Origin of the sequence: Pseudomonas gorinensis (assembly GCF_042015035.1) — a bacterium.
GTDB classification, from domain to species: domain Bacteria; phylum Pseudomonadota; class Gammaproteobacteria; order Pseudomonadales; family Pseudomonadaceae; genus Aquipseudomonas; species Aquipseudomonas gorinensis.
Genome location: NZ_CP167125.1, coordinates 873,059 through 898,266 on the forward strand (window position 1 = coordinate 873,059; position 25,208 = coordinate 898,266).

The 25,208-nt window shown below is 61.4% G+C and carries 13 protein-coding genes; 5 read left to right on the forward strand and 8 right to left on the reverse strand.

Going from position 1 to position 25,208, the window contains the following annotated elements; all coding sequences use genetic code 11:
- Window positions 1-118: 118 nt before the first annotated feature.
- The 3 genes from AB7933_RS03940 to putA all read right to left on the reverse strand — a co-directional run bounded on the left by AB7933_RS03940 (window position 119) and on the right by putA (window position 6,667).
- Entirely contained in the window at window positions 119-550 is a 432-nt protein-coding gene (locus AB7933_RS03940) for a hypothetical protein (protein WP_024073016.1), read from the reverse strand.
- Window positions 551-681: 131 nt separating this feature from the next.
- Entirely contained in the window at window positions 682-2,484 is a 1,803-nt protein-coding gene (locus AB7933_RS03945; protein ID WP_024073017.1) for an acyl-CoA dehydrogenase, read from the reverse strand.
- Window positions 2,485-2,713: 229 nt separating this feature from the next.
- Window positions 2,714-6,667 carry a trifunctional transcriptional regulator/proline dehydrogenase/L-glutamate gamma-semialdehyde dehydrogenase gene (gene putA, locus AB7933_RS03950; RefSeq protein ID WP_024073018.1) on the reverse strand — a complete coding sequence of 1,318 codons (3,954 nt, stop codon included), beginning with the start codon at window positions 6,665-6,667 and terminating at the stop codon, window positions 2,714-2,716.
- Window positions 6,668-7,128: 461 nt separating this feature from the next.
- Here putA and putP point away from each other — a divergent pair, with 461 nt between their 5' ends.
- The 3 genes from putP to AB7933_RS03965 all read left to right on the forward strand — a co-directional run bounded on the left by putP (window position 7,129) and on the right by AB7933_RS03965 (window position 11,358).
- Window positions 7,129-8,613: a sodium/proline symporter PutP gene (gene putP / locus AB7933_RS03955; protein WP_024073019.1), complete on the forward strand. Its 1,485-nt coding sequence runs from the start codon at window positions 7,129-7,131 to the stop codon at window positions 8,611-8,613.
- Between the two features lie 202 nt (window positions 8,614-8,815).
- Window positions 8,816-10,648 carry a type VI secretion system tip protein VgrG gene (locus tag AB7933_RS03960; RefSeq protein ID WP_024073020.1) on the forward strand — a complete coding sequence of 611 codons (1,833 nt, stop codon included), beginning with the start codon at window positions 8,816-8,818 and terminating at the stop codon, window positions 10,646-10,648.
- Window positions 10,603-11,358 (forward strand): DUF4123 domain-containing protein, encoded by a 756-nt coding sequence (locus AB7933_RS03965; protein WP_051448864.1) that lies wholly within the window; start codon window positions 10,603-10,605, stop codon window positions 11,356-11,358. The genes AB7933_RS03960 and AB7933_RS03965 overlap by 46 nt, the downstream gene beginning before the upstream one ends.
- Here the strand turns inward: AB7933_RS03965 and AB7933_RS03970 are convergent.
- A complete protein-coding gene (locus AB7933_RS03970; RefSeq protein WP_024073022.1) occupies window positions 11,344-12,621 on the reverse strand; it encodes an O-acetylhomoserine aminocarboxypropyltransferase/cysteine synthase family protein in 1,278 nt (425 codons plus the stop codon). The two genes, AB7933_RS03965 and AB7933_RS03970, sit on opposite strands and share 15 nt — an antisense overlap.
- Window positions 12,622-12,851: 230 nt before the next feature.
- On the opposite strand from AB7933_RS03970, the gene AB7933_RS03975 reads away from it, so the two are divergent.
- Window positions 12,852-13,688, forward strand: a complete 837-nt coding sequence (locus tag AB7933_RS03975) for a 23S rRNA (adenine(2030)-N(6))-methyltransferase RlmJ (RefSeq protein ID WP_024073023.1) — start codon at window positions 12,852-12,854, stop codon at window positions 13,686-13,688.
- A 128-nt stretch (window positions 13,689-13,816) separates the two neighbouring features.
- Here AB7933_RS03975 and msrA read toward each other — a convergent pair whose 3' ends face one another.
- The 4 genes from msrA to aceE form a co-directional block, all read right to left on the reverse strand.
- Window positions 13,817-14,464 (reverse strand): peptide-methionine (S)-S-oxide reductase MsrA, encoded by a 648-nt coding sequence (msrA, locus tag AB7933_RS03980; RefSeq protein WP_024073024.1) that lies wholly within the window; start codon window positions 14,462-14,464, stop codon window positions 13,817-13,819.
- 72 nt (window positions 14,465-14,536) lie between these two features.
- Entirely contained in the window at window positions 14,537-17,230 is a 2,694-nt protein-coding gene (locus AB7933_RS03985) for a putative bifunctional diguanylate cyclase/phosphodiesterase (protein ID WP_024073025.1), read from the reverse strand.
- A 307-nt stretch (window positions 17,231-17,537) separates the two neighbouring features.
- On the reverse strand, window positions 17,538-19,202 hold the full coding sequence (gene aceF / locus AB7933_RS03990; RefSeq protein ID WP_024073026.1) for a dihydrolipoyllysine-residue acetyltransferase: 1,665 nt from the start codon (window positions 19,200-19,202) through the stop codon (window positions 17,538-17,540).
- Between the two features lie 11 nt (window positions 19,203-19,213).
- Window positions 19,214-21,859, reverse strand: a complete 2,646-nt coding sequence (aceE, locus tag AB7933_RS03995) for a pyruvate dehydrogenase (acetyl-transferring), homodimeric type (protein WP_024073027.1) — start codon at window positions 21,857-21,859, stop codon at window positions 19,214-19,216.
- A gap of 383 nt (window positions 21,860-22,242) precedes the next feature.
- Here aceE and glnE point away from each other — a divergent pair, with 383 nt between their 5' ends.
- On the forward strand, window positions 22,243-25,182 hold the full coding sequence (gene glnE / locus AB7933_RS04000; protein ID WP_024073028.1) for a bifunctional [glutamate--ammonia ligase]-adenylyl-L-tyrosine phosphorylase/[glutamate--ammonia-ligase] adenylyltransferase: 2,940 nt from the start codon (window positions 22,243-22,245) through the stop codon (window positions 25,180-25,182).
- Window positions 25,183-25,208: the final 26 nt, after the last annotated feature.

Consider the following 25,208-nt stretch of genomic DNA (forward strand, 5'->3'; position numbering starts at 1 on the left):
CCGTTGAACCGATGGCTGCATGCCAGGCGGTATCTAACCGCAAACTCGGCGATACGCTCCCATCTACCGGGAGCGTATGCCTGCTGAACATGGGCGCGTCGCTTTTGAATGTTCAGCCTTAACCCAGGTAATAGCCGATCGTCAGTCGGCCCCCTGACATAGGGCGATAGTATTTTCGAAGTACCGACGCTGTTTGGTTTGATCTGTCGGTCAAGCGATCGCCAATGGTGATGGAGAACACGTATTCGGGGTTGTGTTCCGTCCCTGGTACTTCCGGGAACGCGCGATCATTTTTAACAGTAAAGACCACTTCGACTTTGCGCGCCGAGGCGGGCTCTGTTGTCGCTTTTTCTGAAAATACGGCTTCGACGGTGTAGCGGTTTTTCTCCTCGCCCACGTCAGGCAGCAGCTTGTATGTTTTGTTGGTGCAAACGTAGGTCTTGTCTACGATCCACTCCTCACCGATTCTGATCAAAACATCTTCCGGCGCATCACCGACATAGCTGGATGTGCCGATGTTTTCTTGTTGAAGCATGATTTTCGTTTTCATTGATGTTGATCCTATGCGTAGTCGCGCTGCAGAAAAAACTGCACTTATCCCGAATACGGCAAGACAACGTTCAGGGCATACGATTCTATCTGCCTCTCGTGTGATCAACACCTGTCAACCTTGACAGGTGCTTAGTACCATTTGTCCTGCATGTTCAGGCAGGTGTCATCCCTGTTCTCCAGCAGGCGCAATTCGTGATGACAACCCGGCACCTCCCACGTCAGGAAATACCGCGCAGCCTGGAGCTTGCCTTTATAGAAGTCGACATCCGCTGCATTGCCCTTGGCCAACCCTTCCTCGGCGCGAATCGCCTGTTCCAGCCAGCGCCAACCGATCACCGTGTGCCCGAATACCTTCAGGTACAGCGCCGAGTTCGCCAGGCTGCTGTTGACCTTGCCTTGGGCGAGATCGGTCAGCAGGCCAATCGTGACGCTTTGCAGGCGGGCCACCAGGTGTTCCAGCGGTTCCCTCAGGGCGGTCAGCGAAGGGTATTTCTGCGCGCGTGCGCCGGTCTCGGCGATCAACCGAATCAACTGTTTTAGACCAGCGCCGCCGTTCTGTGCGAGCTTGCGCCCGAGCAAATCCAGGGACTGGATGCCGTGGGTGCCTTCGTGGATCGGGTTCAGGCGGTTGTCGCGGTAGTACTGTTCCACCGGGTATTCACGGGTGTAACCGTGGCCGCCGAGGATCTGGATCGCCAGCTCGTTGGCCTTCAGGCAGAACTCCGAAGGCCAGGATTTGACGATGGGGGTGAGCAGGTCCAGCAGTTCGTGGGCTTGCCGGCGTTCGATGTCGGTGGCCAGGGTGGTGGTGTCATCGAACAGCCGCGCGGCATATAGGCCCAGGTCGAAGGCGCCTTCGACGTAGGCTTTCTGGGTCAGCAACATGCGCTTGATATCGGCGTGCTGGATGATGGACACCGGTGCAGTGGTCGGGTCCTTGCTGTCCGGCAGGCGGCCTTGGGGGCGTTCGCGGGCGTACTCCAACGAGTAGAGGTAACCGGCGTAGCCGAGCATCACCGCGCCCATGCCCACGCCGATACGTGCTTCGTTCATCATCTGGAACATGCAGCTCAGGCCCTGGTGGGGTTTGCCCACCAGGTAGCCGACGCAGTGGCCGTTATCGCCGAAATTCAGCGCTGTGGACGTGGTGCCGCGCCATCCCATCTTGTGGAACAGCCCGGCCAGCAACACATCGTTGCGCGCCCCCAGGCTGCCGTCGTCGTTGACGAGGAATTTGGGCACGATAAACAGCGAAATGCCCTTCACCCCGGCTGGTGCGTCCGGCAACTTGGCCAACACCATGTGCACAATGTTTTCCGACAGCGGATGGTCGCCGCCGGAGATGAAGATCTTGTTGCCCTTGAGGCGATAGCTGCCGTCGGCCGCAGGCTCCGCGCGGGTTCGGATATCTGATAGGGAGGAGCCGGCATGGGGTTCGGTCAGCGCCATGGTGCCGAAGAAGCGGCCCTCGATCATCGGCTGCAGGAAGCGTTGTTTCTGCTCCTCGGTGCCGAAGCTTTCGATCAGGTTGGCTGCGCCCATGGTCAGGAACGGGTAGGAAGTAGAGGCGGCGTTGGCGGCTTGGAAGTGGGCGAAACAGGCCTGGGACAGCAGGGTGGGTAGCTGCATGCCACCGGCTTCGAAACTGCGCGCAGCATTGAGGAAACCGGCTTCCAGAAAGGCATCCACGGCGGGTTTCACTTCTGGAATCAGAATTGCCTTGCCGTCTTCGTAGCGCGGTTCGTTTTCGTCGTTTTTGCGGTTATGCGGCGCGAAGTACTTTTCCGCGATGCTGCGCGCGGTGCTGATCGCGGCGTCGAAGGTTTCGCGGTTGTGTTCGGCAAACCGCTCGCGCTGGGTCAGGCCCTCGGCGTCGAGGACTTCGTACAGCTCGAAAGCCAGATTGCGGGAACTGAGGAGCGTCTCGGACATGGCGGCTTACCTATATGGAGTAGGCCGGAGTCTAAGTGCGCGAATAGAGGCTGGATAGCAAGATTGATTTGGGTGATGAAGAGGCAGAACGCGGGGAGGGGAATTGAAAGGCGATCAAATGTGGGAGGGGGCTTGCCCCGATAGCAGTGTGTCAGTATCCGATGGACTGACTGATACTCCGCTATCGGGGGCAAGCCCCCTCTCACATGTTGACCGTGTTTCGTCAGGGTTAGCCGATGGTCATCAGGCTGGCGTTGCCGCCCGCCGCAGCGGTGTTGACGCTCAACGCTCGCTCGATCACCAGGCGCTCCAGGGCAATCGCCGTTTCCCCTTGTGACAAACCATGCACGCCGACAATCGCCCCGCCACGCTGGGCCACTTGCTGGCACACCGCACGCAGTTGGTCGGAATCGCCGTGGTGCAGGACCGCGTCGAACACCACTTCGTCTTTGGTCCAGTCCGCCACGCGTTTGATCTTCGCCTGAATCTCCTTCGGCAGGCGTGTGAACACGGCTTTGGTCAGGTCAGTTTCCGGCCATACCGCTGAACCGCCAACGGCCAAGACCGCCGCGAGCTGGGTCAGCAGGTCGCCTTCGACTTCCGCCAGGCACAACACGTGCTCGCGAGGCAGGATGGCGTAGCTGTTGCGCTCGCCGGTCGGGCCGGCCAGTTGGCGAGTGATACCGCTTTGCGATTGCGCGGCGAACTGCGTGCACAGGGCGCTCAGTTCGCTGAACTTATTGCTGTCGGCCCAGGTTTTCAGGGCGTTCAGCGGTTGGCTCATGGCGTCGCGCAGGCGCACATCGGGTGCAGTCAGCTTGTCGCCGCGTACGAAGGATTGCTCGATGGCATCCGTAGGACGGGTCGACAGCAGGCGATACAGGTACAACGGGCCACCGGCTTTCGGGCCGGTCCCCGACAGGCCTTCGCCGCCGAATGGCTGTACGCCGACCACGGCCCCGACGATGTTGCGGTTCACATAGACGTTACCGGCATTGACGTTGTCGATCACCTTGGCGATGGTCTCGTCGATGCGGGTATGCACACCCAGGGTCAGACCGTAGCCGGAGGCGTTGATCTGGCCGATGAGCTGGTCGATTTCTTTGCGCTTGTAGCGCACCACGTGCAGTACCGGGCCGAAGATTTCCCGTTGCAGCTCGTCGAAGCTTTCCAGCTCGATCAGGGTCGGCATCACGAAGGTGCCGCGCTTGATCTCTTCGCCATCGGCAATCGCCACCTGATACACATTGCGGCCTTTGTCGCGCATGGCCTGGATATGTTTCTCGATGCCGGCCTTGGCTTCGGCGTCGATCACCGGGCCGATATCCACCGACAGGCGCTCCGGGTTGCCCAGGCGGCATTCCGCCATGGCGCCCTTGAGCATTTCGATCACGCGGTCTGCCGAATCTTCCTGCAGGCACAGGACGCGCAGGGCCGAGCAACGCTGGCCGGCGCTATCAAACGCGGACGACACCACATCGATGACCACTTGTTCGGTCAGCGCCGAGGAGTCGACGATCATTGCGTTCTGGCCGCCGGTTTCGGCGATCAGCGGGATCGGACGACCCTGGGCATCCAGGCGCCCGGCGACGCTGCGTTGCAGCAGGCGCGCGACTTCGGTGGAACCGGTGAACATCACGCCTTTGACGCGATCATCACCGACCAGGCGTGCCCCCACGCTTTCACCCTGGCCTGGCAGCAGTTGCAGCACGCCTTCCGGGATACCGGCTTCGAGCAGGATGCGCACGGCTTGGGCGGCAACCAGTGGGGTCTGTTCGGCAGGCTTGGCCAGCACCGGATTACCGGCGGCCAGTGCCGCGGCGACTTGGCCGCTGAAGATCGCCAATGGGAAGTTCCATGGGCTGATGCAGACCACCGGGCCCAACGGGCGGTGGGCATCGTTGGTGAAGTCGTTGCGCGCCTGTACCGCGTAGTAGCGCAGGAAGTCCACGGCTTCACGCACTTCGGCGATGGCGTTGGCGAAGGTCTTGCCGGCTTCGCGTGCCAGCAGGCCCATCAGTGGCTGGATCTCGCCTTCCATCAGGTCGGCGGCCCGTTCCAGGATCGCGGCGCGCTCGGCGGGCGGGGTGGCCTGCCAGATCGGGCCGGCGTTGATGGCGCACTGGATCGCGTTATCGACGTCTTCGACGGTGGCTTCCTGTACGTGGCCGACCACATCGCGCAGGTCGGACGGGTTCAATACCGCTGCCGCTGCTTGATTGCTGGCGGCGCATCCGAGCATCGGCGCGGCTTTCCAATCGTTGTGCGCAGTGGCCAGCAGGGCGCAGGAGAGCGACGCCAAGCGGTGTTCGTTGGCCAGGTCGATGCCGGCCGAGTTGGCGCGGTCGCTGCCGTACAGGTCACGCGGCAGCGGGATACGCGGGTGCGGCAGGCCGAAGCCGCCTTCCAGCGTCGCCATCTGCTCGATGCTGGCCACTGGATCGGCCACCAGCTCCTGAATCGAGATCGATTGGTCGGCGATACGGTTGACGAACGAGGTGTTGGCGCCGTTTTCCAGCAGGCGGCGTACCAGGTAGGCCAGCAGTGTTTCGTGGGTGCCGACCGGTGCATAGACGCGGCACGGACGGTTCAGCTTGCCTTCCGACACCTTGCCCACGACCTGTTCGTACAGGGGTTCACCCATGCCATGCAGGCATTGGAACTCGTACTGGCCGGGGTAATAGTTCTGACCGGCGATATGGTAGATGGCCGACAGCGTATGGGCGTTGTGCGTGGCGAACTGAGGGTAGATGGCTTCCGGCACCGACAGCAGTTTGCGTGCACAGGCAATGTAGGAAACGTCGGTGTACACCTTGCGTGTGTATACCGGGTAGCCTTCCAGGCCTTCGACCTGGGCGCGCTTGATTTCGCTGTCCCAGTAAGCGCCTTTCACCAGGCGGATCATCAGGCGATGGCGGCTGCGGCGCGCCAGGTCGATGACGTAGTCGATCACATACGGGCAGCGCTTCTGGTACGCCTGGATCACGAAACCGATGCCGTTCCAGCCGGTCAGTTGCGGCTCGAAGCACAGGCGTTCGAGCAGGTCCAGGGACAGCTCCAGGCGGTCGGCTTCCTCGGCGTCGATGTTCAGGCCGATATCGTATTGCTTGGCCAGCAGGGTCAGGGACAGCAGGCGCGGGTACAGCTCGTCCATCACGCGTTCGTACTGCGCGCGGCTGTAGCGCGGGTGCAGTGCCGACAACTTGATGGAGATGCCCGGGCCTTCATAAATCCCGCGACCATGGGACGCTTTGCCGATGGAATGAATGGCTTGTTCGTACGACGCGAGGTATTTCTGCGCATCGTGTTCGGTCAGTGCGGCTTCACCGAGCATGTCATAGGAATAGCGGAAACCCTTGGCTTCGAACTTGCTCGCATTGGCCAGGGCTTCGGCGATGGTTTCGCCGGTGACGAATTGTTCGCCCATCAGGCGCATGGCCATGTCGACGCCCTTGCGGATCATCGGCTCGCCGCTCTTGCCGATGATGCGGCTCAGGGACGAGGTGAGGCCGGCTTCGTTGTGGGTGGCGACCAGTTTCCCGGTCAGCAGCAAGCCCCAGGTGGCGGCATTGACGAACAGCGACGGGCTGTTGCCCAGGTGCGGCTGCCAGTTGCCGGTGCTGATCTTGTCGCGAATCAGTGCGTCACGCGTGCCTTTGTCCGGGATACGCAGCAGCGCTTCGGCCAGGCACATCAGTGCCACGCCTTCCTGGGATGACAGGGAAAATTCCTGCAACAGGCCCTGGACAATACCGGCACGGCCGCCGGCGCTCTTCTGGTTGCGCAGTTTTTCGGCAATCGAAGCGGCCAGCTTGTTGGTGGCTTCGGCCATCTGCACTGGCAGGCGAGCCTGCTCGATGAGCATCGGCACCACTTCTGGTTCGGGGCGACGGTAAGCGGCGGTGATCGAGGCGCGCAGTACCGATTGCGGCAGGATGCTCTCGGCGAACTCCAGGAAGCATTGGTGGGCGTGGTCGGCCTGAACCTCACCGGCATCATCGGCATCCTTGCTGCTCAAGCCATTGAGCTCGGTCAGGGTTGCACCACCCTCGAGTTTCTCCAGGTAATTGAAAATCGCCTGCTTGATCAGCCAGTGCGGCGTGCGATCAATGGAGGTCGCGGCGGCCTTCAGGCGCTCGCGGGTCGGGTCGTCGAGTTTGACCCCAAGGGTGGTCGTAGCCATTTTCTTATCCTCATGGGTGCCACTACCGAGTGGCATCAGCTGGCGGCAAGATTAGCTTTGCGCATGAAGAGGTGCAACCGGGTGCAACCCTTTTTGTTCAGGAAATTTTCGATGCTTCATCGGAAAAAAACCGGCCTTCGACGGAATCGGCTTGGTATTGGTGCATTTGCTTCTGAGATCGGCTGTTCTTGCTCCGAAAAGGAGCAAAAACACGCTGTTTTCTCGAATTTACACCTGGGTGCAACTTATTCCCCAGAAACTGGTTGCACCTTATTTGCTTTGTTGAATAGCATTCGCGCCCAAGGTGCAACCGCCTTCAGGGTTCGGTTCATCGGCTGGCGGCTTTCCTGGGGAAACGCCAGTCATAAATGCACGGCACGCCGGTTCGTCTACCCCACTATCCACGGGTGGCCGTCCGACAGACCGTCGCTACATAAAAACAAAGCCAGGGCGTCACTCTAATGAGCGTTAGCAATCCCACCCTGATCACGTTTGTGATCTACATCGCAGCAATGGTACTGATCGGCCTCATGGCCTATCGCTCCACCAACAACCTTTCCGATTACATCCTGGGCGGCCGCAGCCTCGGTAGCGTGGTGACGGCCTTGTCGGCCGGAGCTTCCGACATGAGTGGCTGGTTGTTGATGGGCTTGCCGGGCGCAATCTACATGTCCGGCCTGTCGGAAAGCTGGATCGCCATCGGCCTGATCGTCGGTGCCTACCTCAACTGGCTGTTCGTGGCCGGTCGCCTGCGGGTACAGACCGAACATAACGGCGACGCCTTGACCCTGCCGGACTACTTCTCCAGCCGTTTCGAAGACAAGAGTGGCCTGCTGCGGATCATCTCCGCGGTGGTGATCCTGGTGTTCTTCACCATCTATTGCGCCTCCGGCATCGTGGCCGGTGCCCGTCTGTTCGAAAGCACCTTTGGGATGTCCTACGAGACGGCCTTGTGGGCGGGTGCTGCGGCGACGATTGCCTACACCTTCGTCGGTGGTTTCCTGGCGGTGAGCTGGACCGACACCGTACAAGCCACCCTGATGATCTTCGCGCTGATCCTGACGCCGATCATCGTGCTGTTGGCCACCGGTGGCGTCGATACCACCTTCCTGGCGATCGAAGCGAAGAACCCCGACAACTTCAACATGCTGAAAAACACCACCTTCATCGGCGTCATTTCGCTGATGGGTTGGGGCCTGGGTTATTTCGGCCAGCCGCATATCCTCGCGCGTTTCATGGCGGCGGACTCGGTGAAGTCGATCGCCAACGCACGACGCATCTCCATGACCTGGATGATCCTGTGCCTGGGCGGCACCGTCGCCGTAGGCTTCTTCGGTATTGCTTACTTCTCGGCGCATCCGGAAGTGGCCGGCCCGGTCAATGAGAACCACGAGCGTGTGTTCATCGAGCTGGCCAAGCTGCTGTTCAACCCCTGGATCGCGGGTGTGCTGCTGTCAGCCATCCTGGCGGCGGTGATGAGTACCCTGAGCTGCCAGTTGCTGGTGTGCTCCAGCGCCCTGACCGAAGACTTCTACAAGACTTTCCTGCGCAAGAACGCCTCCCAGGTTGAACTGGTGTGGGTCGGTCGCGCCATGGTGCTGCTGGTGGCCTTGATCGCCATCGCCATGGCCGCCAACCCGAACAACCGTGTCCTCGGCCTGGTCAGTTATGCCTGGGCCGGTTTCGGTGCGGCATTCGGCCCTGTGGTGCTGATCTCGGTGATCTGGAAACACATGACCCGTAACGGCGCACTGGCCGGTATCCTGGTCGGCGCGATTACGGTGATCGTGTGGAAGCATTTCGCGTTACTGGGCCTGTACGAAATCATTCCAGGCTTCATCTTTGCCAGCCTGGCGATCTACATCGTCAGCAAGCTGGGCGCACCGACTGCCGGTATGGTCGAGCGTTTTGATGCAGCGGAAAAAGACTACAACCTCAACAAGTAATTCGCCGAGTGCTGAGCACTCGTTGAGTTGAGAAAGGCCCGCCTCCTTCGGATGGCGGGCCTTTTTTTGGCCTGCGATTCGTTCGGCTCTAAGAAAACCCAGACGCTCAGTTGTAGGGATTTACTGATTTGCCTGAAGCGTGCCCAGTGGGGTGTGGGGCTGGTGCAAAATCGCTCGCCCACCCTTTGCAGAGAAACACCGGATGTTCGCTCCTGCCAATCAAAGTGCCTTCACCCTGACCCTGGATGGGGTTGCCAGTGATCTCAAGGTCTACAGCTTCAAAGGCCAGGAAACCCTGAGCCAGCCCTATTGCTTTGATCTTGAAGTGGTGGGTGAGCAGCCGGACCTTGACTTGGAAAGCCTGATGCATCGCGAGGCGTTTCTAGGGTTCGCCCCCCAGGGCCACGGTATCCATGGCCTGGTTTATCTCGCCGCCCAAGGCGACGCCGGCCGGCGCCTGACCCGCTATCAGTTGCGCCTGGTGCCGCAGCTGGCTTACCTGCAACACAGCAGTCATCAACGTATTTTCCAGGGTAAGACGGTGCCGCAGATCATTTCGCTGGTGCTGGAAGGGCAGGGGTGCCAGGGCGATACCTTCGAGTTTCGCCTGAGTGGCAAATACCCTGAGCGGGAGTATTGCGTGCAGTTTGATGAGACCGATCTGGCGTTCGTACAGCGCTTGTGCGCCGAGGTGGGTATTCACTATCACTTCCAGCATTCGCCGGACAGGCACTTGCTGGTGTTTGGTGACGACCAGACGGTATTTGCCCAGGCCGAGCAGGCCACGCCCTATCACCCCGGTTCGGGAATGGTGGCGGATACGCCGGCGATCAAGCGCTTTACCGTAAGAGTCCAGGCGCGCACCACGGCGGTCAGCCTGCGCGACTACGACTTTTCCAAGCCGAATGTGACATTGGAAAGTGCGGTGGCCGGAGAGCAGTTCCCACGCCTTGAAGAGCAGCGCTATCCGGGCCGCTTCAGCGACCGTTCCCATGGCAAGTACCTCGCGCAGCGCGCCTTGGAACGTCACCGCTGTGATCATCGCCTGGCTCATGGCAGCAGCGATCAGTCGGCCATGCTCTGTGGCCAGTTTCTACGGCTCGCCGGTCACCCCCGTGAGGAGTGGAATGATTTGTGGCTGGTGACGGCCGTTACCCACGAGGGGTTGCAGCCCCAGGTGCTGGAGGACTCGGTGACGCAAGTGCCGGGCGCTGAGTTTCGCCAGGGCTATCGCAACGACTTTGTCGCCGCCCCCTGGGATGTCACGTTTCGTCCACCTTTGCCGCAGGCTCGTACGTTGGTCGCCGGTTACCAGAATGCCGTGGTGACCGGCCCCGGTGGCAGCGAGGTCCATTGTGACGCCTTGGGGCGGGTCAAGGTGCAAATGGCGTGGGACCGCGCCGGGCAGCACGACGAACACTCCAGTTGCTGGCTGCGGGTGGCCAGTGGTTGGGCCCATCAGCGCTATGGTTCGATGTTGATCCCGCGGGTCGGCATGGAGGTGTTGGTCGGGTTCGTCAATGGTGACGTCGACATGCCGATGGTGATGGGCTGCGTGCCCAATGCGGTGACGCCCGTGCCGCTGACGTTGCCGGCTGACAAGACCCGCAGCATCTTCCGCAGCCAGAGCAGCCCCGGTGGGGGTGGGTACAACGAGTTGTGCATCGAGGACCGCAAAGGTGCCGAGGAAATCTACCTGCGCGCCGAGCGTGACTGGCGCCAGCAGGTGCTGCACGACTTCCGTCTGCAGGCCGGCCAGGACATGGCGTTCAACGCGGGGCAGCGGGTTACGGTGGACGCAGCGGGAAGTATCACGCTGCAGGCGGGAGGGCATTCGATCACGGTATCGGCGGCGGGGATTTTCAGCAGTGCGCCGATTCAACTCAGTGCCGCGCCGGCGAGTGTGCCCGCGGTTCCCCCGGTGTTGCTGGGCATGGCGCAGGTACTCAATTTCAAGCGCAGCGCACCATTTTGCGCGGAATGTGAGCGATGCAAGAATGGCGTCTGCACCACGACCCATGGCGGTGCCCTGTGATCGCCCCCCGCGAATGGCTGAAGCGTGACCCCCTGCAACCAGGGGAGCAATTGTTTGCCGTGTTGGGCAGCGCCAGCGATTATTGCCCCGTTGCAGCCTGGCGCGAGTCGGGAGAGCAACCCCCCGAGGCGATCTGGGCTGGAACCGAATACGCTCAATGGGAACCGGTGATGCCCCATGCCGCAGTGGTTGCCGTGGACAGCGCATTTCTGGATTGGGCGGCTGAGTGCGAGGGCCGCGATTGGGGCTGGTTGGCGGTGTCCACCTGTCCGTTACCCACCGTCGTGGCGCATTTGCGCAGCCTGACCAAAGTGCTGATGCCGGATGGGCAAGCAGTGTTCTTCCGCTTTTGGGACGGGACTTACCTGCTGCCGATGCTGCAAGCGATGGGTTCGGAGGCGAAGGCGATGTTGCCGGTGTTTCATCGTTACTGGATCAACGGTGAGTTGCATGCGCTGGCAAGCAGCGGAGCAGGGCCGGCCAAAAGCAGCCCGTGGTGGGCGATGTCGGAGGCAGTACTCCAGGTCCTGGCCGATCACTCCAGCGTCACCCAGGTGGAAAACCTGCTGCAATGGCTGGAGGAGGAGCGGCCCGATTTGCATGGGGCCTTTGCGGCTGCGACCTTGAGGCACAAGGTCGCCTATTTCGTCCGTATGCCGCACGCAACTCCGGCGGCACTGGTCGATTACCTGGCCTTAGAGTCGGGCTGACGCCAGCGCCTGTTGCAAATCATCGATCAGGTCTTCGATCGCCTCGATGCCCACTGACAACCGAATCATTTCTGGCTTCACGCCGGCCTTGGCCTGTTCCTGTTCGTTCATCTGTCGATGGGTGGTGGAGGCCGGATGGCAGGCCAGGGACTTGGCATCGCCGATATTGACCAGGCGCTTGAAAATTTGCAGCGCATCGTAGAAGCGCACGCCGGCGTCGTAGCCGCCCTTCAAGCCGAAGGACAGGATCGCCGACGGCTTGCCCTGCATGTATTTCTGCGCCAGGGCGTAGTGCGGGTGGTCCGGCAGCCCGGCATAGCTGACCCATTCGACCTCGACGTGGTGTTGCAGGAACTGTGCGATCTTCAGGGCGTTCTCGGTGTGGCGTTCCATACGCAGGGCGAGGGTCTCCAGGCCTTGCAGCAACAGAAAGGCATTCATGGGGGCGAGCGCCGCGCCGGTATTGCGCAGGGGCACGGTGCGTGCGCGGGCGATAAAGGCGGCAGGGCCGAATTTCTCGGTGTAGACCACACCGTGGTAAGCCGGCTCGGGCTGGTTGAGGCCGGGGAATTTTTCCGGGTATTTCGTCCACGGGAACGTGCCACTGTCGACGATCACGCCGCCGAGGGAATTGCCATGCCCGCCGACATATTTGGTCACCGAGTGCACGACGATATCGGCGCCGAACTGGATCGGCTTGCACAGGATCGGCGTGGCCACGGTGTTGTCCACCATCAGCGGCACGCCGCGGGCGTGGGCGACGTTGGCCAGGGCTTCGAGGTCGATGATATTACCCGCCGGGTTGCCGATGCTTTCGCAGTACACCAGCTTGGTATTGTCATCGATCAGCTCGGCGATGGCTTCGGCAGAGTCGTTGCGTGCGAAGCGCACGTCGACGCCAAAGCTCGGTAGCAGGTGGGCGAACAGGGTGTAGGTGCCGCCATAGAGTTGCGGGGTGGTGACGATATTGTCGCCGGCACGGGTCAGGGTCTGGATCGCATAGTGGATTGCCGCGCTGCCGGCGGAGACCGCCAGGGCGGCGATGCCGCCTTCCAGTGCGGCCATGCGCTGCTCCAGTACATCGTTGGTCGGGTTCATGATCCGCGTGTAGATGTTGCCGGGCACATCCAGGTTGAACAGGTCGGCGCCATGCTGGGCGTTATCGAATTCAAAGGCGACGTTCTGGTAGATCGGTACGGCAACGGCCTTGGTGGTCGGGTCCGATTTGAAACCGTGGTGCAGTGCGAGGGTGGCGTCTTTCATAATTGTTATTGACCTCCTTGGAGAGTGGGCGCTGGCTTGCCGGTGATGGCCCCATCGCGCAGTGCAGGTAATACCGCGTCGCTTACATCATGGGCAAGCCCGCACAGCCTGTAGGGATTAGATTGTTTTCAGCGGTCGTCCTGTATTTGCGGCATAAGCACCGCCTGGCATGCGGCCCTGCACCTTTGCCCCGGTAGAAGGTAAACTTCGCCCCCTGCGCAGGAGCAACCATGAATTATCGTCACGCCTTTCACGCCGGCAACCATGCCGATGTCTTCAAACACCTGACCTTGACCCGCCTCATCGCCCTGATGTCGCGCAAGGAGCAGCCGTTCGCCTATCTCGACACCCATGCCGGCATTGGCCTGTACGACTTGCAGGGCGACCAGGCCAACCGCACGGGTGAGTACCTGGAAGGCATCGCCCGGCTGTGGGGCGAGAGCGACCTGCCGCCGCTGACCGCCGATTACATGCGCGTACTGCACGAGATGAACCCGGACGGCCAGTTGCGCTACTACCCCGGCTCGCCCGAGCTGGCCCGCCGCCTGACACGGCCCCAGGACCGTGTGCTGCTCAATGAAAAGCACCCGGAAGACGGCGTGTTACTCAAGGACAACATGAAGGGTGATCGTCGGGTCAAGGTGCACTTGGGCGAGGGCTGGCACGTGCCGCGAGCCCTGTTGCCGGTGCCGGAGAAACGCGCGTTGATGCTGATCGACCCGCCGTTCGAACAACTCGATGAGATGCAGCGCTGCGCGGCGTCCCTCAAGGAAGCGGTGGGCCGCATGCGCCAGACGGTCGCGGCGATCTGGTATCCGGTAAAGGACCAGCGCATGTTGCGCCGCTTCTACCAGGACCTGGCCGGCACCGGTGCACCGAAGTTACTGCGTGTGGAGTTGCTCGTGCATCCGCTGGACACCCCCAACACCCTGACCGGCTCGGGCCTGGCGATCGCCAACCCGCCGTGGGGCCTGGAGGAGGAGTTGCGTGAGCTGCTGCCGTGGCTGTCCAAGAAGCTGGGCCAGACCCAGGGTGGGTGGCAGATGGATTGGCTTATTGCCGAGTAACCACGTCTGGCGCTAAACCAATGTGGGAGGGGGCTTGCCCCCGATTGTGGTATGTCAGTTACAGATGTACCGACTGACGCTCCGCTATCGGGGGCAAGCCCCCTCCCACATTTTGATTCATGTTGATCTTAGATCGGGCAGGTCACGCCGGTACCGCCAATCCCGCAGTAGCCCTGCGGGTTCTTCGCCAGATACTGTTGGTGATAGGCCTCGGCGAAGTACACCGTCGGTGCTTCGTCGATTTCCGTGGTGATAGTGCCCAGGCCCGCTTTGGTCAGTTCGGCCTGATAGGCCTCGGCACTGGCCTTCGCTGCCGCCAGCTGTTCAGGCGTAGTGGCATAGATCACCGAGCGGTATTGGCTGCCGATGTCATTGCCCTGGCGCATGCCCTGGGTCGGGTTATGCAGTTCCCAGAACATCTTCAGCAGGTCTTCGTATTTGACCTTGGCCTGGTCGTATACCACCAGCACCACTTCGCTGTGGCCGGTCAGGCCCGAGCAGACTTCTTCGTAGGTCGGGTTCGGTGTGAAGCCGCCGGCGTAGCCGACCACGGTACTGACCACGCCGTCGCGCTGCCAGAACTTGCGTTCCGCGCCCCAGAAACAACCCAGGCCGAAGATTGCGAAACCGACGTCGTCGAGGAATGGGCCCAGCAGTGGGTTGCCGTTGACGAAGTGCGTCTCTGGCAGCGCCATCGGGGTTTCACGGCCAGGCAAAGCTTGTTCTTGAGTAGGAAGCACGTTTTTGTTCACCAGAATTTCCGAGCGCAAGACCATGATCAGTCCTCTCAGTCAGATTGAGTTAGGTAAAAATTCAGACCGCCAGTGTGCCCGAGTGTTACCGCGCTGTCAGGCGATTGGCCCGCGCGGGTAGCGTTTAAGCTTCTCGAGCAGTTCTGAGCCGGGGATGGGCCGGTCGAACAGGTAGCCTTGGCCGACGTCGCAACGATGCCGACGCAGGAATGCCAATTGTTCGGAGGTCTCAATGCCCTCGGCCACGACCTTGAGCTTGAGGTTGTGGGCCATGGCGATCACGGCCGAGGTGATTTCCATGTCGTCCTGGTTGTCCGGGATCTCGTGGATAAAGCTGCGATCGATCTTAATGATGTCGATGGGGAATTTTTTCAAGTAGCTGAGCGACGAGTAGCCGGTGCCGAAATCGTCCATGGCCAGGGTCAGGCCGAAGCTTTTCAGTTGGTCCAGTTGCAGGCGCGTGTCCTCGGTGGCTTCCAGCAGCAAGCCTTCGGTCAGTTCCAGTTCCAGCAGGTTGGCTGGCAGCTCTTCTTCCTTGAGGATCGCGGCAATCGAGGCCACCAGGTCCGGGTCGGAAAACTGCTTGGGCGACAGGTTGATCGCCACCTGCAAGTTGCCCATGCCGGCGGCGCTGAGTCGTTTGCTCATGCGGCATGCCTGGCGCGCGATCCATTTGCCGATGGGGATGATCAGCCCGGTCTCTTCTGCCACGCTGATGAACTGGTCGGGGCGGATCATGCCCTTTTCCGGGTGGTTCCAGCGCAACAACGCTTCCATGCCCAGCAAGCGACCGCTGCGCAGACACAGCTTGGGCTGGTAGAACACATCCAGCTCGTTCTGGGTCAGGGCGCGGCGCAGGTTGTTTTCCACGAACAGCTTGTAGCTGGCCTCGGCATTCAGCGCCTCGGTAAACACCTGCACCTGGTGTTTGCCGTTGGCCTTGGCCTTGTGCAGCGCCAGGCCGGCGTTACGCATCAGGGTTTGCGGGTCGCGCCCATGTAGCGGCGCACAGGCCAGGCCTACGGAGCCGGTGACGCTGATTAATTGGTTGTCGACGAACATCGGTTTGTCGAGGGTCGCCAACAACTGGCTGGCGACCTGCTGGCCACTCTCCAGGTCAGTGTCGTCGAGCAGTACCGCAAACTCGTTGCTGGCGAAGCGTGCCAGGCTGCCGCCGGCGCTGAGGCTGTTACGCAGGCGACGGGCCAGGCTGATCAACAGTTTGTCGCCAGTCTGGTGGCCGAGGCTGTCGTTGATCCGCTTGAAGTTGTCGATGTCCACCAGCAGCAGGCTGATCGGGCTGTCGCTGTCGCGGGCAAAGCGCTCGTCGAGGTTGCGGATAAACGCCGGACGGTTACCCAGGTTAGTCAGGTTGTCGGTATAGGCCAGGCGCTCGATACGCTGCTGGGCCAGCTTGGTCTGGGTGATGTCTTCGTAGATGCCGATGTAGTGGGTCAGTTCACGGTTGTCGCCGTAGACCTTGGAGATCGACAACTGGCCCCAGTAGGGTTCCAGGTTCTTGCGTCGGCTCTTGAACTCGCCCTGCCAGCTGTTGCTCTGGGCCAGGCTGGAAGGGGCGTCGAACAGCAGCTCGCTGAGGTTCTCCAGCGCCGGCAATTGTGCCAGGCGGTGGCCGTGGACTTCTTCGGTGCTGTACTGGGTGATCGCGGTAAAGCTGGGGTTGACGTACTCCACCACGCCATCGCAATTGACCAGCAGGAAGGCGTTGGCGCTTTGTTCCACCGCGCGCTGGAACAGGTGCAAGGCGCTGGTGGCGGTGCGGCGGTTGTGGTTGTTGATGACCTGGGCGAACTGGTCGGCCAGCTCGCCGGCAAAGGCGATCTCGTCGGACTGCCAGGCCCGCGGGCTGCCGGTCTGCTCCAGGCACAACACGCCAACCACCTGGCCATCCACCCGGATGCTCGCGTCGAGCATGGCGTACACATCCTTGGCCCGCAGGGATTCGGCCATCTCCCGGGTCCGCGGGTCGCGCATGGCATTGGTGGCATCGATGGCCCGGCTGGTTTGCAGGGCTTCCAGGTAGTCCGGAAAGCCACTGGCATCGATCGGTTCGGGCAAATGGTACTGCTGATCGGCGTGGCGGTACGCCGAGATCGGTACCAGGCGCTGGCCTTCGAGGTTCCAGATACTGGCGCAACCGATCTGGTAGATATCGCAGGCGCTACGGGTGATCAGCTCGGCGGCTTCCTGCAGCGAATTATTCGTGGTGTAGCGCTGGCGCGCCAGCAGCAGGATCAGCTCCTGCTGGGCGCGCACCCGCTCCAGGTGTTGCAATTGCTCCTGTTGCGCACGCTGGTTGAGTTCCAGCGCAATCTGCAGGCGGCTGTTCTGGCTTTCCAGGTCCGTTGTCGGGGCATCGGAAGGCGGGGCGTTGAAGAGGCCGTCGACCACCATCAGGTAGCCACGCAGCAGGTGACGATTGTGCTGTTTGTAGGCTTCTCCCATTTCCAGCACGCTCAGCGGGCCATTGCTGGTGTGCAAGGTGTAGCGCACCAGATAGTGGGGGCTCTGGGCCAGTTGCTGCTGGATGGCGTCATGCAGCTGATAGCGCGCCTGTGGCTCCATCAGGCTGGCGTACGGAGAACCGATCAGGGCGCACAGCTCCACCGCCGGCAGGCCGAATTGGCGCTCGCAATTGGGGTCCAGGTACAGCAGGGCCCAGCTTGCCTCATTAAGCCGCTCGAAACGCAGCATACCGAGGCGCGAAGGCACCGGTAATTGCGTCACTACCTCGGCCGCCGTACGGGCGACATCGGGTTGGCTTTTCATGGGGGAAGCTCACTTGAAAAAACGCACTCGGCGCCGGGCTCGCGCCCTCTTTACTGTTGCCTGCGGCAAGGTTGCATCATGCAGCACAGGCTGACAAGAGAGGATGAAGGCTAAGTGCTATATGTGTGTTATCGGCTGCGTGGAGGATTTCTGCAATCGGGGGGATGGGTGGTGTACAACCCTGTTTCCCCCGTCCAACAATTGCCCAAAAAAAAGCCCCGCCAAGTGGCGGGGTTGAGGTACGAGCGTGGCGCTCGGAAAACGGTGCAACCAGGCCTCCCGGGGTGAACGGGAGGCCTGTGGAGGCTTACAGCAAGATGGTACGGATGTCGTTCAACAGCTGGCTCAGGCGCTGGGTGAAGCGCGCAGCGGCCGCGCCGTTGATCACACGGTGATCGTAGGACAACGACAGTGGCAGCATCAGCTTCGGCTGGAACGCTTTACCATCCCAGACAGGCTGGATAGTGGCCTTGGACACGCCCAGGATCGCCACTTCCGGCGCGTTGACGATTGGCGTGAAGCCAGTGCCGCCAATGTGACCGAGGCTGGAGATGGTGAAGCAAGCGCCTTGCATGTCGTCGGCGGTGAGCTTTTTGTCGCGGGCCTTGGCCGCCAGCGCAGCAGCCTCGGCCGCAAGTTGCAGCAGGCTCTTCTGGTCGACGTTCTTGATGACCGGTACCAGCAGGCCATCCGGGGTGTCGACCGCAAAGCCGATATGCACGTACTTCTTGCGAATGATCGCCTTGCCGCTTGGGGCCAGCGAACTGTTGAAGTCCGGCAGCTCCTTGAGCAGGTGCGCGCAGGCCTTGAGCAGCAGTGGCAGCACGGTCAGTTTTACACCAGCCTTCTCGGCCACGGCTTTCTGCGCAACGCGGAAAGCTTCGAGGTCGGTGATGTCAGCCTGGTCGAACTGGGTCACGTGCGGGATGTTCAGCCAGCTGCGGTGCAGGCTCGACGCGCCGATCTGCATCAGGCGGGTCATCGGCACTTCTTCGGTCTCGCCGAAGCGGCTGAAGTCCACGACCGGGATCGGTGGAATGCCCGCGCCGCCAGTAGCAGTGCCGGCAGCCGGAGCTTCCTTGGCTTTCTGCATCATGGCCTTGACGTAGACCTGCACGTCTTCCTTCAGCACCCGACCGTGTGGGCCGGTGGCCGATACGGCGCTCAGCTCGACGCCGAATTCACGCGCCAGTTGGCGAACCGCCGGGCCTGCGTGGACCTTGGCACCGCTTGGCGCAGGTGCGGCAGCCGCCGGGGCCGGAGCGGCCTCGGCTTTTGCAGCAGGTGCAGGTGCAGGTGCAGGGGCGGCGGCGGCCGGAGCGGCTTCAGCCTTGGCGGCCGGGGCGGCAGCGGGTGCTGGAGCCGCAGCCGGTGCAGCGCCTTGGACTTTCAGCTTAAGGATGAAGTCGCCAGTGCCGACTTCGTCTTCCAGCTTGACCGCGATGCTTTCCACCACGCCGGCAGCCGGCGATGGGATTTCCATCGAGGCCTTGTCGGACTCCAGGGTGATCAGCGACTGGTCGGCTTCGACGGTGTCGCCGACCTTGACCAGCAGCTCGATGATCTTGGCCTTGCCCGACGAGCCGATGTCTGGAACATGAATGTCCTGGACAGTGGCGGCGGCAGGTGCAGCCGCAGCCGCCGGGGCTGCAGGAGCCTCGGCAGCCGCCGGTTTTTCAGCGGGGGCAGGTGCAGCAGCGGCAGCAGGAGCCGCTGCCGCAGGGGCCGCATCGGCGGCGCCTGCGATTTCCAGCTCCAGCAGTTCGTCGCCTTCTTTAAGGCGGTCGCCCAGCTTCACTTTCAGGCTCTTGACCACGCCGGCCTTGGGAGCAGGGATTTCCATGCTCGCCTTGTCCGATTCCAGGGTCAGGATGCTCTGGTCGGCTTCGACGGTGTCGCCGACCTTCACAAACAGCTCGATTACTTCACCTTCACCGCTGCCGATGTCAGGTACGCGAATGAGTTCGCTCACAAAAAGTCTCCTCAGCAGTCCAGTGGGTTGCGTTTTTCCGGGTTGATCCCGAACTTGACGATAGCGTCAGCCACCACCTTAGGTTCGATCTCACCACGGTCAGCCAAGGCTTCCAGGGCTGCCAACACCACGAAATGACGGTCGACTTCGAAGAAGTGACGCAGCTTCTTGCGGCTGTCACTGCGGCCGAAACCGTCGGTGCCCAGGACTTTGAATTCCTTGGACGGGACCCACTGGCGAATTTGTTCAGCAAACAGCTTCATGTAGTCGGTGGAGGCAATGACAGGGCCCTTACGGCCGGTCAGGCACTCTTCGACATAGCTCTGCGCAGGCTTCTGGCCTGGGTGCAGGCGGTTGTTGCGCTCGACGGCCAGGCCATCGCGACGCAGTTCGTTGAAGCTGGTCACGCTCCATACGTCGGCGCCGACGTTGAACTCGTCACGCAGGATCTTCGCCGCTTCACGCACTTCGCGCAGGATGGTGCCGGAGCCCATCAGTTGCACGTGGTGTGCCGCTTCCTTGGTGTCTTCTTCGAGCAGGTACATGCCCTTGATGATGCCTTCCTCCACGCCGGCCGGCATGGCTGGCTGCTGGTAGGATTCGTTCATCACGGTGATGTAGTAGAAAACGTCCTGCTGCTCTTCGGTCATCTTCTTCATGCCGTCCTGGATGATCACCGCCAGCTCATAGCCGTAGGTTGGATCAAAGGTGCGGCAGTTCGGGATGGTGGCAGCCAGGATGTGGCTGTGACCGTCTTCGTGTTGCAGGCCTTCGCCGTTCAGCGTGGTACGGCCGGCGGTACCGCCGATCAGGAAACCACGGGTACGGCTGTCGCCGGCAGCCCAGGCCAGGTCGCCGATACGCTGGAAGCCGAACATCGAGTAGAAGATGTAGAACGGCAGCATTGGCTGGTTGTGGCTGGAGTACGAAGTACCGGCAGCGATGAAGGAGCTCATGGCGCCCGCTTCGTTGATGCCTTCTTCGAGGATCTGGCCCTTCTTGTCTTCCTTGTAGAACATCACCTGGTCTTTATCGACTGGCTCGTAGAGCTGGCCGACGGAGGAGTAGATGCCCAACTGACGGAACATGCCTTCCATACCGAAGGTACGGGCTTCGTCCGGGATGATCGGCACGATACGCGAGCCGATTTCCTTGTCCTTGACCAGCTGCGCGAGGATCCGCACGAAGGCCATGGTGGTGGAGATTTCACGGTCGCCCGAGCCGTCCAGGATTGCCTTGAGGGTATCCAGTGGCGGTGTCGGGATGGTGAAGCTCTTGGCGCGGCGCTGTGGCACGAAGCCACCGAGTGCGGCACGACGCTCGCTCAGGTAGCGGGCTTCGGCGCTGTTCGGCTCCGGCTTGAAGAACGGCAGGTTTTCCAGCTCTTCGTCTTTGACGGGAATGTCGAAGCGGTCGCGGAACAACTTCAGGCTGTCGACATCGACTTTCTTGGTGTTGTGCGCAGTGTTTTTCGCTTCGCCGGCACCGGTGCCATAACCCTTGATGGTCTTGGCCAGGATGACGGTGGGTTGTTCCTTGTGGTTGACCGCTTCGTGGTACGCCGCGTAGACCTTGTACGGGTCGTGGCCGCCACGGTTGAGTTTCCAGATCTCGTCGTCGGACAGGTCTTCAACCATCGCCTTGAGTTCAGGCGTGTTGAAGAAGTGCTCACGCACGAATGCGCCGTCTTTGGCCTTGTAGTTCTGGTACTCGCCGTCGATGACTTCGTCCATGCGACGTTGCAGGATGCCGTCGACGTCCTTGGCCAGCAGTGGGTCCCAGAAACGGCCCCAGATGACTTTGGTCACGTTCCATTGGGCACCACGGAACACGCCTTCGAGTTCCTGGATGATCTTGCCGTTGCCGCGAACCGGGCCGTCGAGGCGCTGCAGGTTGCAGTTGATGACGAAGATCAGGTTGTCCAGCTTCTCGCGGCCGGCCAGGGAGATGGCACCCAGGGATTCCGGCTCGTCACACTCGCCGTCGCCCAGGAAGCACCAGACTTTCTGCTTGCCTGCCGGGATGAAGCCACGGGCTTCCAGGTACTTCATGAAACGTGCCTGGTAGATCGCCTGGATCGGGCCCAGGCCCATGGATACAGTCGGGAACTGCCAGAAATCTGGCATCAGCCACGGGTGCGGGTACGACGACAGGCCGTTACCGTCCACTTCCTGGCGGAAGTTGTTCATGTGTTCTTCGGTGATGCGGCCTTCCATGAACGCACGGGCGTAGACGCCTGGCGAGGTGTGGCCCTGGAAGTAGATCAGGTCGCCGCCGTGTTCTTCGGTCGGGGCCTGGAAGAAGTAGTTGAAGCCGATGTCATACAGGGTGGCGCTGGAAGCGAAGCTGGAGATGTGACCGCCCAGGTCAGAATCTTTCAAGTTCGTGCGCATTACCATCGCCATGGCGTTCCAACGTACCAGCGAGCGAATGCGGCGTTCCATGAACAGGTCGCCAGGCATGCGTGCTTCGTGGGTAACGGGGATGGTGTTGCGGTACGGCGTGGTGATGGCGTAGGGCAGTTGCGAGCCGCTGCGGGTCGCGAGTTCGCCCATACGGGTCATCAGGTAGTGAGCACGGTCTTCGCCTTCTTTGTCGAGAACCGATTCCAGGGCGTCCAGCCATTCCTGGGTTTCGACGGGATCGAGGTCTTGCATGGCTTGCTCCAGGGCGGAAAGGCTACCAGAATCGGTTGCCTGAAGTTTGCGACTGGCCTTGTGGGCAGACGACATAAATTCTTGGATGGCCGAAGGTTGCTTCGGCGTCCTGTAGTTTTACTACAAATCGTCGGCCATTTCAGCCTTTCGAATGTATATACGAGTAGTAAAACTACACAAGACTGAGCGGATTGCTCGGTCTGATCGGTGAGCATAATCGTTATTGTTGATCTTTTGCGAACAAGAAAAGGTAGAAGTTTAATGTTGCCTGCCAAAATTAATGTTTTTTCAGCTATTTCTAACTTTTGTTCGACAGTCCTCCATCGAGCGCGCTGCCTGCGTTCACAGCAACAAGCCGTTTACGCGCCGATCAAGGATAGACCATGAGCCTTCCAACGCTGGCCGAACTACCGGCCATTCTCTTGCCATTTGCCAGCCGGGCCGAGCAGTCATTTCGTGACGCAGTGGCCGCGCTGGATGACGATCATGGCCTTTCTGCGTGGACGCCGCAACGGTGGGCCGACTTCGCCCGGGTGTGCGCCGCCAGTGACTTTGTGATTGAACAGAGTGTTCGTGACCCTTTGATGTTGCTGGAACTGGTGGCATGGGGCGAACTGGACCGCGGCTTTGCGCCGGGCGAGCTGTGCGGGCAGATTGCCGGTGCGGTGCAACAAGCTGAAACAGAAGATGAACTGGGCCGCGTCTTGCGTCGCCAGCGTACCCGCCAGCAAGTGCGCATCATCTGGCGCGACCTGACTCGCCAGGCCGACCTGGTGCAAACCTGCCGCGACCTTTCCGACATGGCCGACGCCAGCATCGACCAGGCCTACCAATGGCTGTACCAGCGTCACTGCGTGCAGTTCGGCACGCCGACCGGCCGGCGCAGTGGTGAGGCCCAGCAAATGGTGATCCTCGGCATGGGCAAGCTCGGTGCGGTGGAGCTGAACCTGTCATCGGATATCGACCTGATCTTCGCCTACCCCGAAGGCGGTGAGACGGTGGGCGTCAAGCGCGCCCTGGATAACCAGGAATTTTTTATCCGGCTTGGTCAAAAATTGATCAAGGCTCTCGACCCGATGACCGTCGACGGTTTTGTCTTTCGCGTCGATATGCGCCTGCGCCCCTACGGTTCGGCCGGCGCCTTGGTGCTCAGCTTCAATGCGCTGGAGCAGTACTACCAGGACCAGGGCCGCGACTGGGAACGCTACGCCATGATCAAGGCGCGGGTGGTGGCTGGCGACCAGGTGGCCGGCGCGCAACTGCTGGATATGCTGCGTCCGTTCGTCTATCGCCGTTACCTGGACTTTTCCGCCATCGAAGCGCTGCGCACCATGAAGCAGCTGATCCAGCAGGAGGTGCGGCGCAAGGGCATGGCCGAAAACATCAAGCTGGGCTCGGGCGGCATCCGTGAAGTGGAGTTTATTGCCCAGGCGTTCCAGTTGATCCACGGTGGTCGCGACCTCAGCCTGCAGCAGCGGCCGTTGCTCAAGGTCCTCGGCACTCTGGAAGGCCAGGGCTACCTGCCACCGGCGGTGATCGCCGAGTTACGCAATGGCTATGAATTCCTGCGTTACACCGAACACGCAATCCAGGCGATTGCCGACCGTCAGACGCAAATGCTTCCGGACAGCCCCGAAGACCAGGCGCGCATTGCCTTTATGCTCGGGTTTTCCGATTGGGCCACCTTCCATGCGCGCTTGATGTATTGGCGTGGTCGCGTGGATTGGCATTTCCGCCAGGTGATTGCCGACCCGGATGAAGAAGAAGGCGAAGAGAGCGAATTGGTCGTCGGCGGAGAATGGCTGCCGCTGTGGGAAGAGTCCCAGAATGAAGACGCCGCCTGCCGCCAGCTCGCCGAAGGCGGTTTCAGCGACGCTCCCAAGGCCCTCAAAGCCTTGGCCGGCCTGCGCGGCAGTCCGCAACTGCGTGCCATGCAGCGCCTGGGTCGCGAGCGCCTGGATGCGTTTATCCCGCGCCTGCTGGCCCAGGCTGTCGAGCACGCCAACCCCGACCTGGTGCTGGAACGTGTACTGCCGCTGGTGGAGGCCGTCGCGCGGCGTTCGGCTTACCTGGTCTTGCTCACGGAAAACCCCGACGCCTTGCGCCGCCTGCTGACCCTGTGCGCCGCCAGCCCGTGGATCGCCGAGCAGATCACGCGCTTTCCGCTGCTATTGGATGAGTTGCTCAATGAAGGTCGCCTGTTCAAGCCGCCCTTGGCGCCCGAACTCGCCGCCGAGCTGCGCGAGCGCCTCACGCGCATTCCCGAGGATGACTTGGAGCAGCAGATGGAAGCCTTGCGCCACTTCAAGCTGGCCCACCGCCTGCGCGTCGCCGCCTCGGAAATCGCCGGCAGCCTGCCCTTGATGAAAGTCAGCGACTACCTGACCTGGCTCGCCGAGGCCATCCTCGAACAGGTGCTGGCCCTGGCCTGGCGCCAGACCGTCGCGCGCCACGGCTCGCCGCAACGGCTGGACGGCACCCTGTGCGATCCTGGGTTCATCATTGTCGGTTATGGGAAAGTCGGCGGTATCGAACTGGGGCATGGTTCGGACCTGGACCTGGTGTTTATCCACGACGGCGACCCGCAGGCCGAAACCGACGGTGCCAAGCCGATCGACGGGGCGCAGTTCTTTACGCGCCTGGGCCAGCGGATCATCCACCTGCTGACCACCCAGACCAACTCCGGCCAACTATATGAAGTAGACATGCGCCTGCGACCGTCCGGCGCATCCGGCCTGCTGGTGAGTTCGCTTGGGGCGTTCGCGCGCTATCAGGAGAACGAAGCCTGGACCTGGGAGCATCAGGCGCTGATACGTGCGCGGGTGCTGGTGGGCAGCCCGGATGTCGGCCAGGCCTTCGAGCAAGTGCGGGCCAAGGTGCTGGGGCGTGAACGGGACCTGGTGAAGCTGCGCCAGGAGGTCAGCGAGATGCGCGCCAAGATGCGTGACAACCTGGGGACCAAGTCGACGGTGGCCGGTACCGGCGCCAATGCCTTCGAACCCACGGTGGTGTTCGACCTCAAGCAGGACGCTGGAGGTATCGTGGATATTGAATTTATGGTGCAATACGCCGCTTTGGCGTGGTCTGCGCAACATCCATCGTTGCTGCGCTACACCGACAATATCCGCATTCTGGAGGGCTTGGAGCAGGTGGGGTTGATGCCTGCCGCCGATGCCCATTTGCTGCGCGAGGTGTATAAAGCCTACCGTTCCGCCGCGCATCGCCAGGCCTTGCAGAACGAGGCCGGCACGGTGACCGGGGATCAGTTCGCCGACGAACGGCGCCAGGTGATGCGAGTCTGGCAGGAGCTGGGGTTGAGCTGAAACACTATTAGGGCGGGGAGGCATAA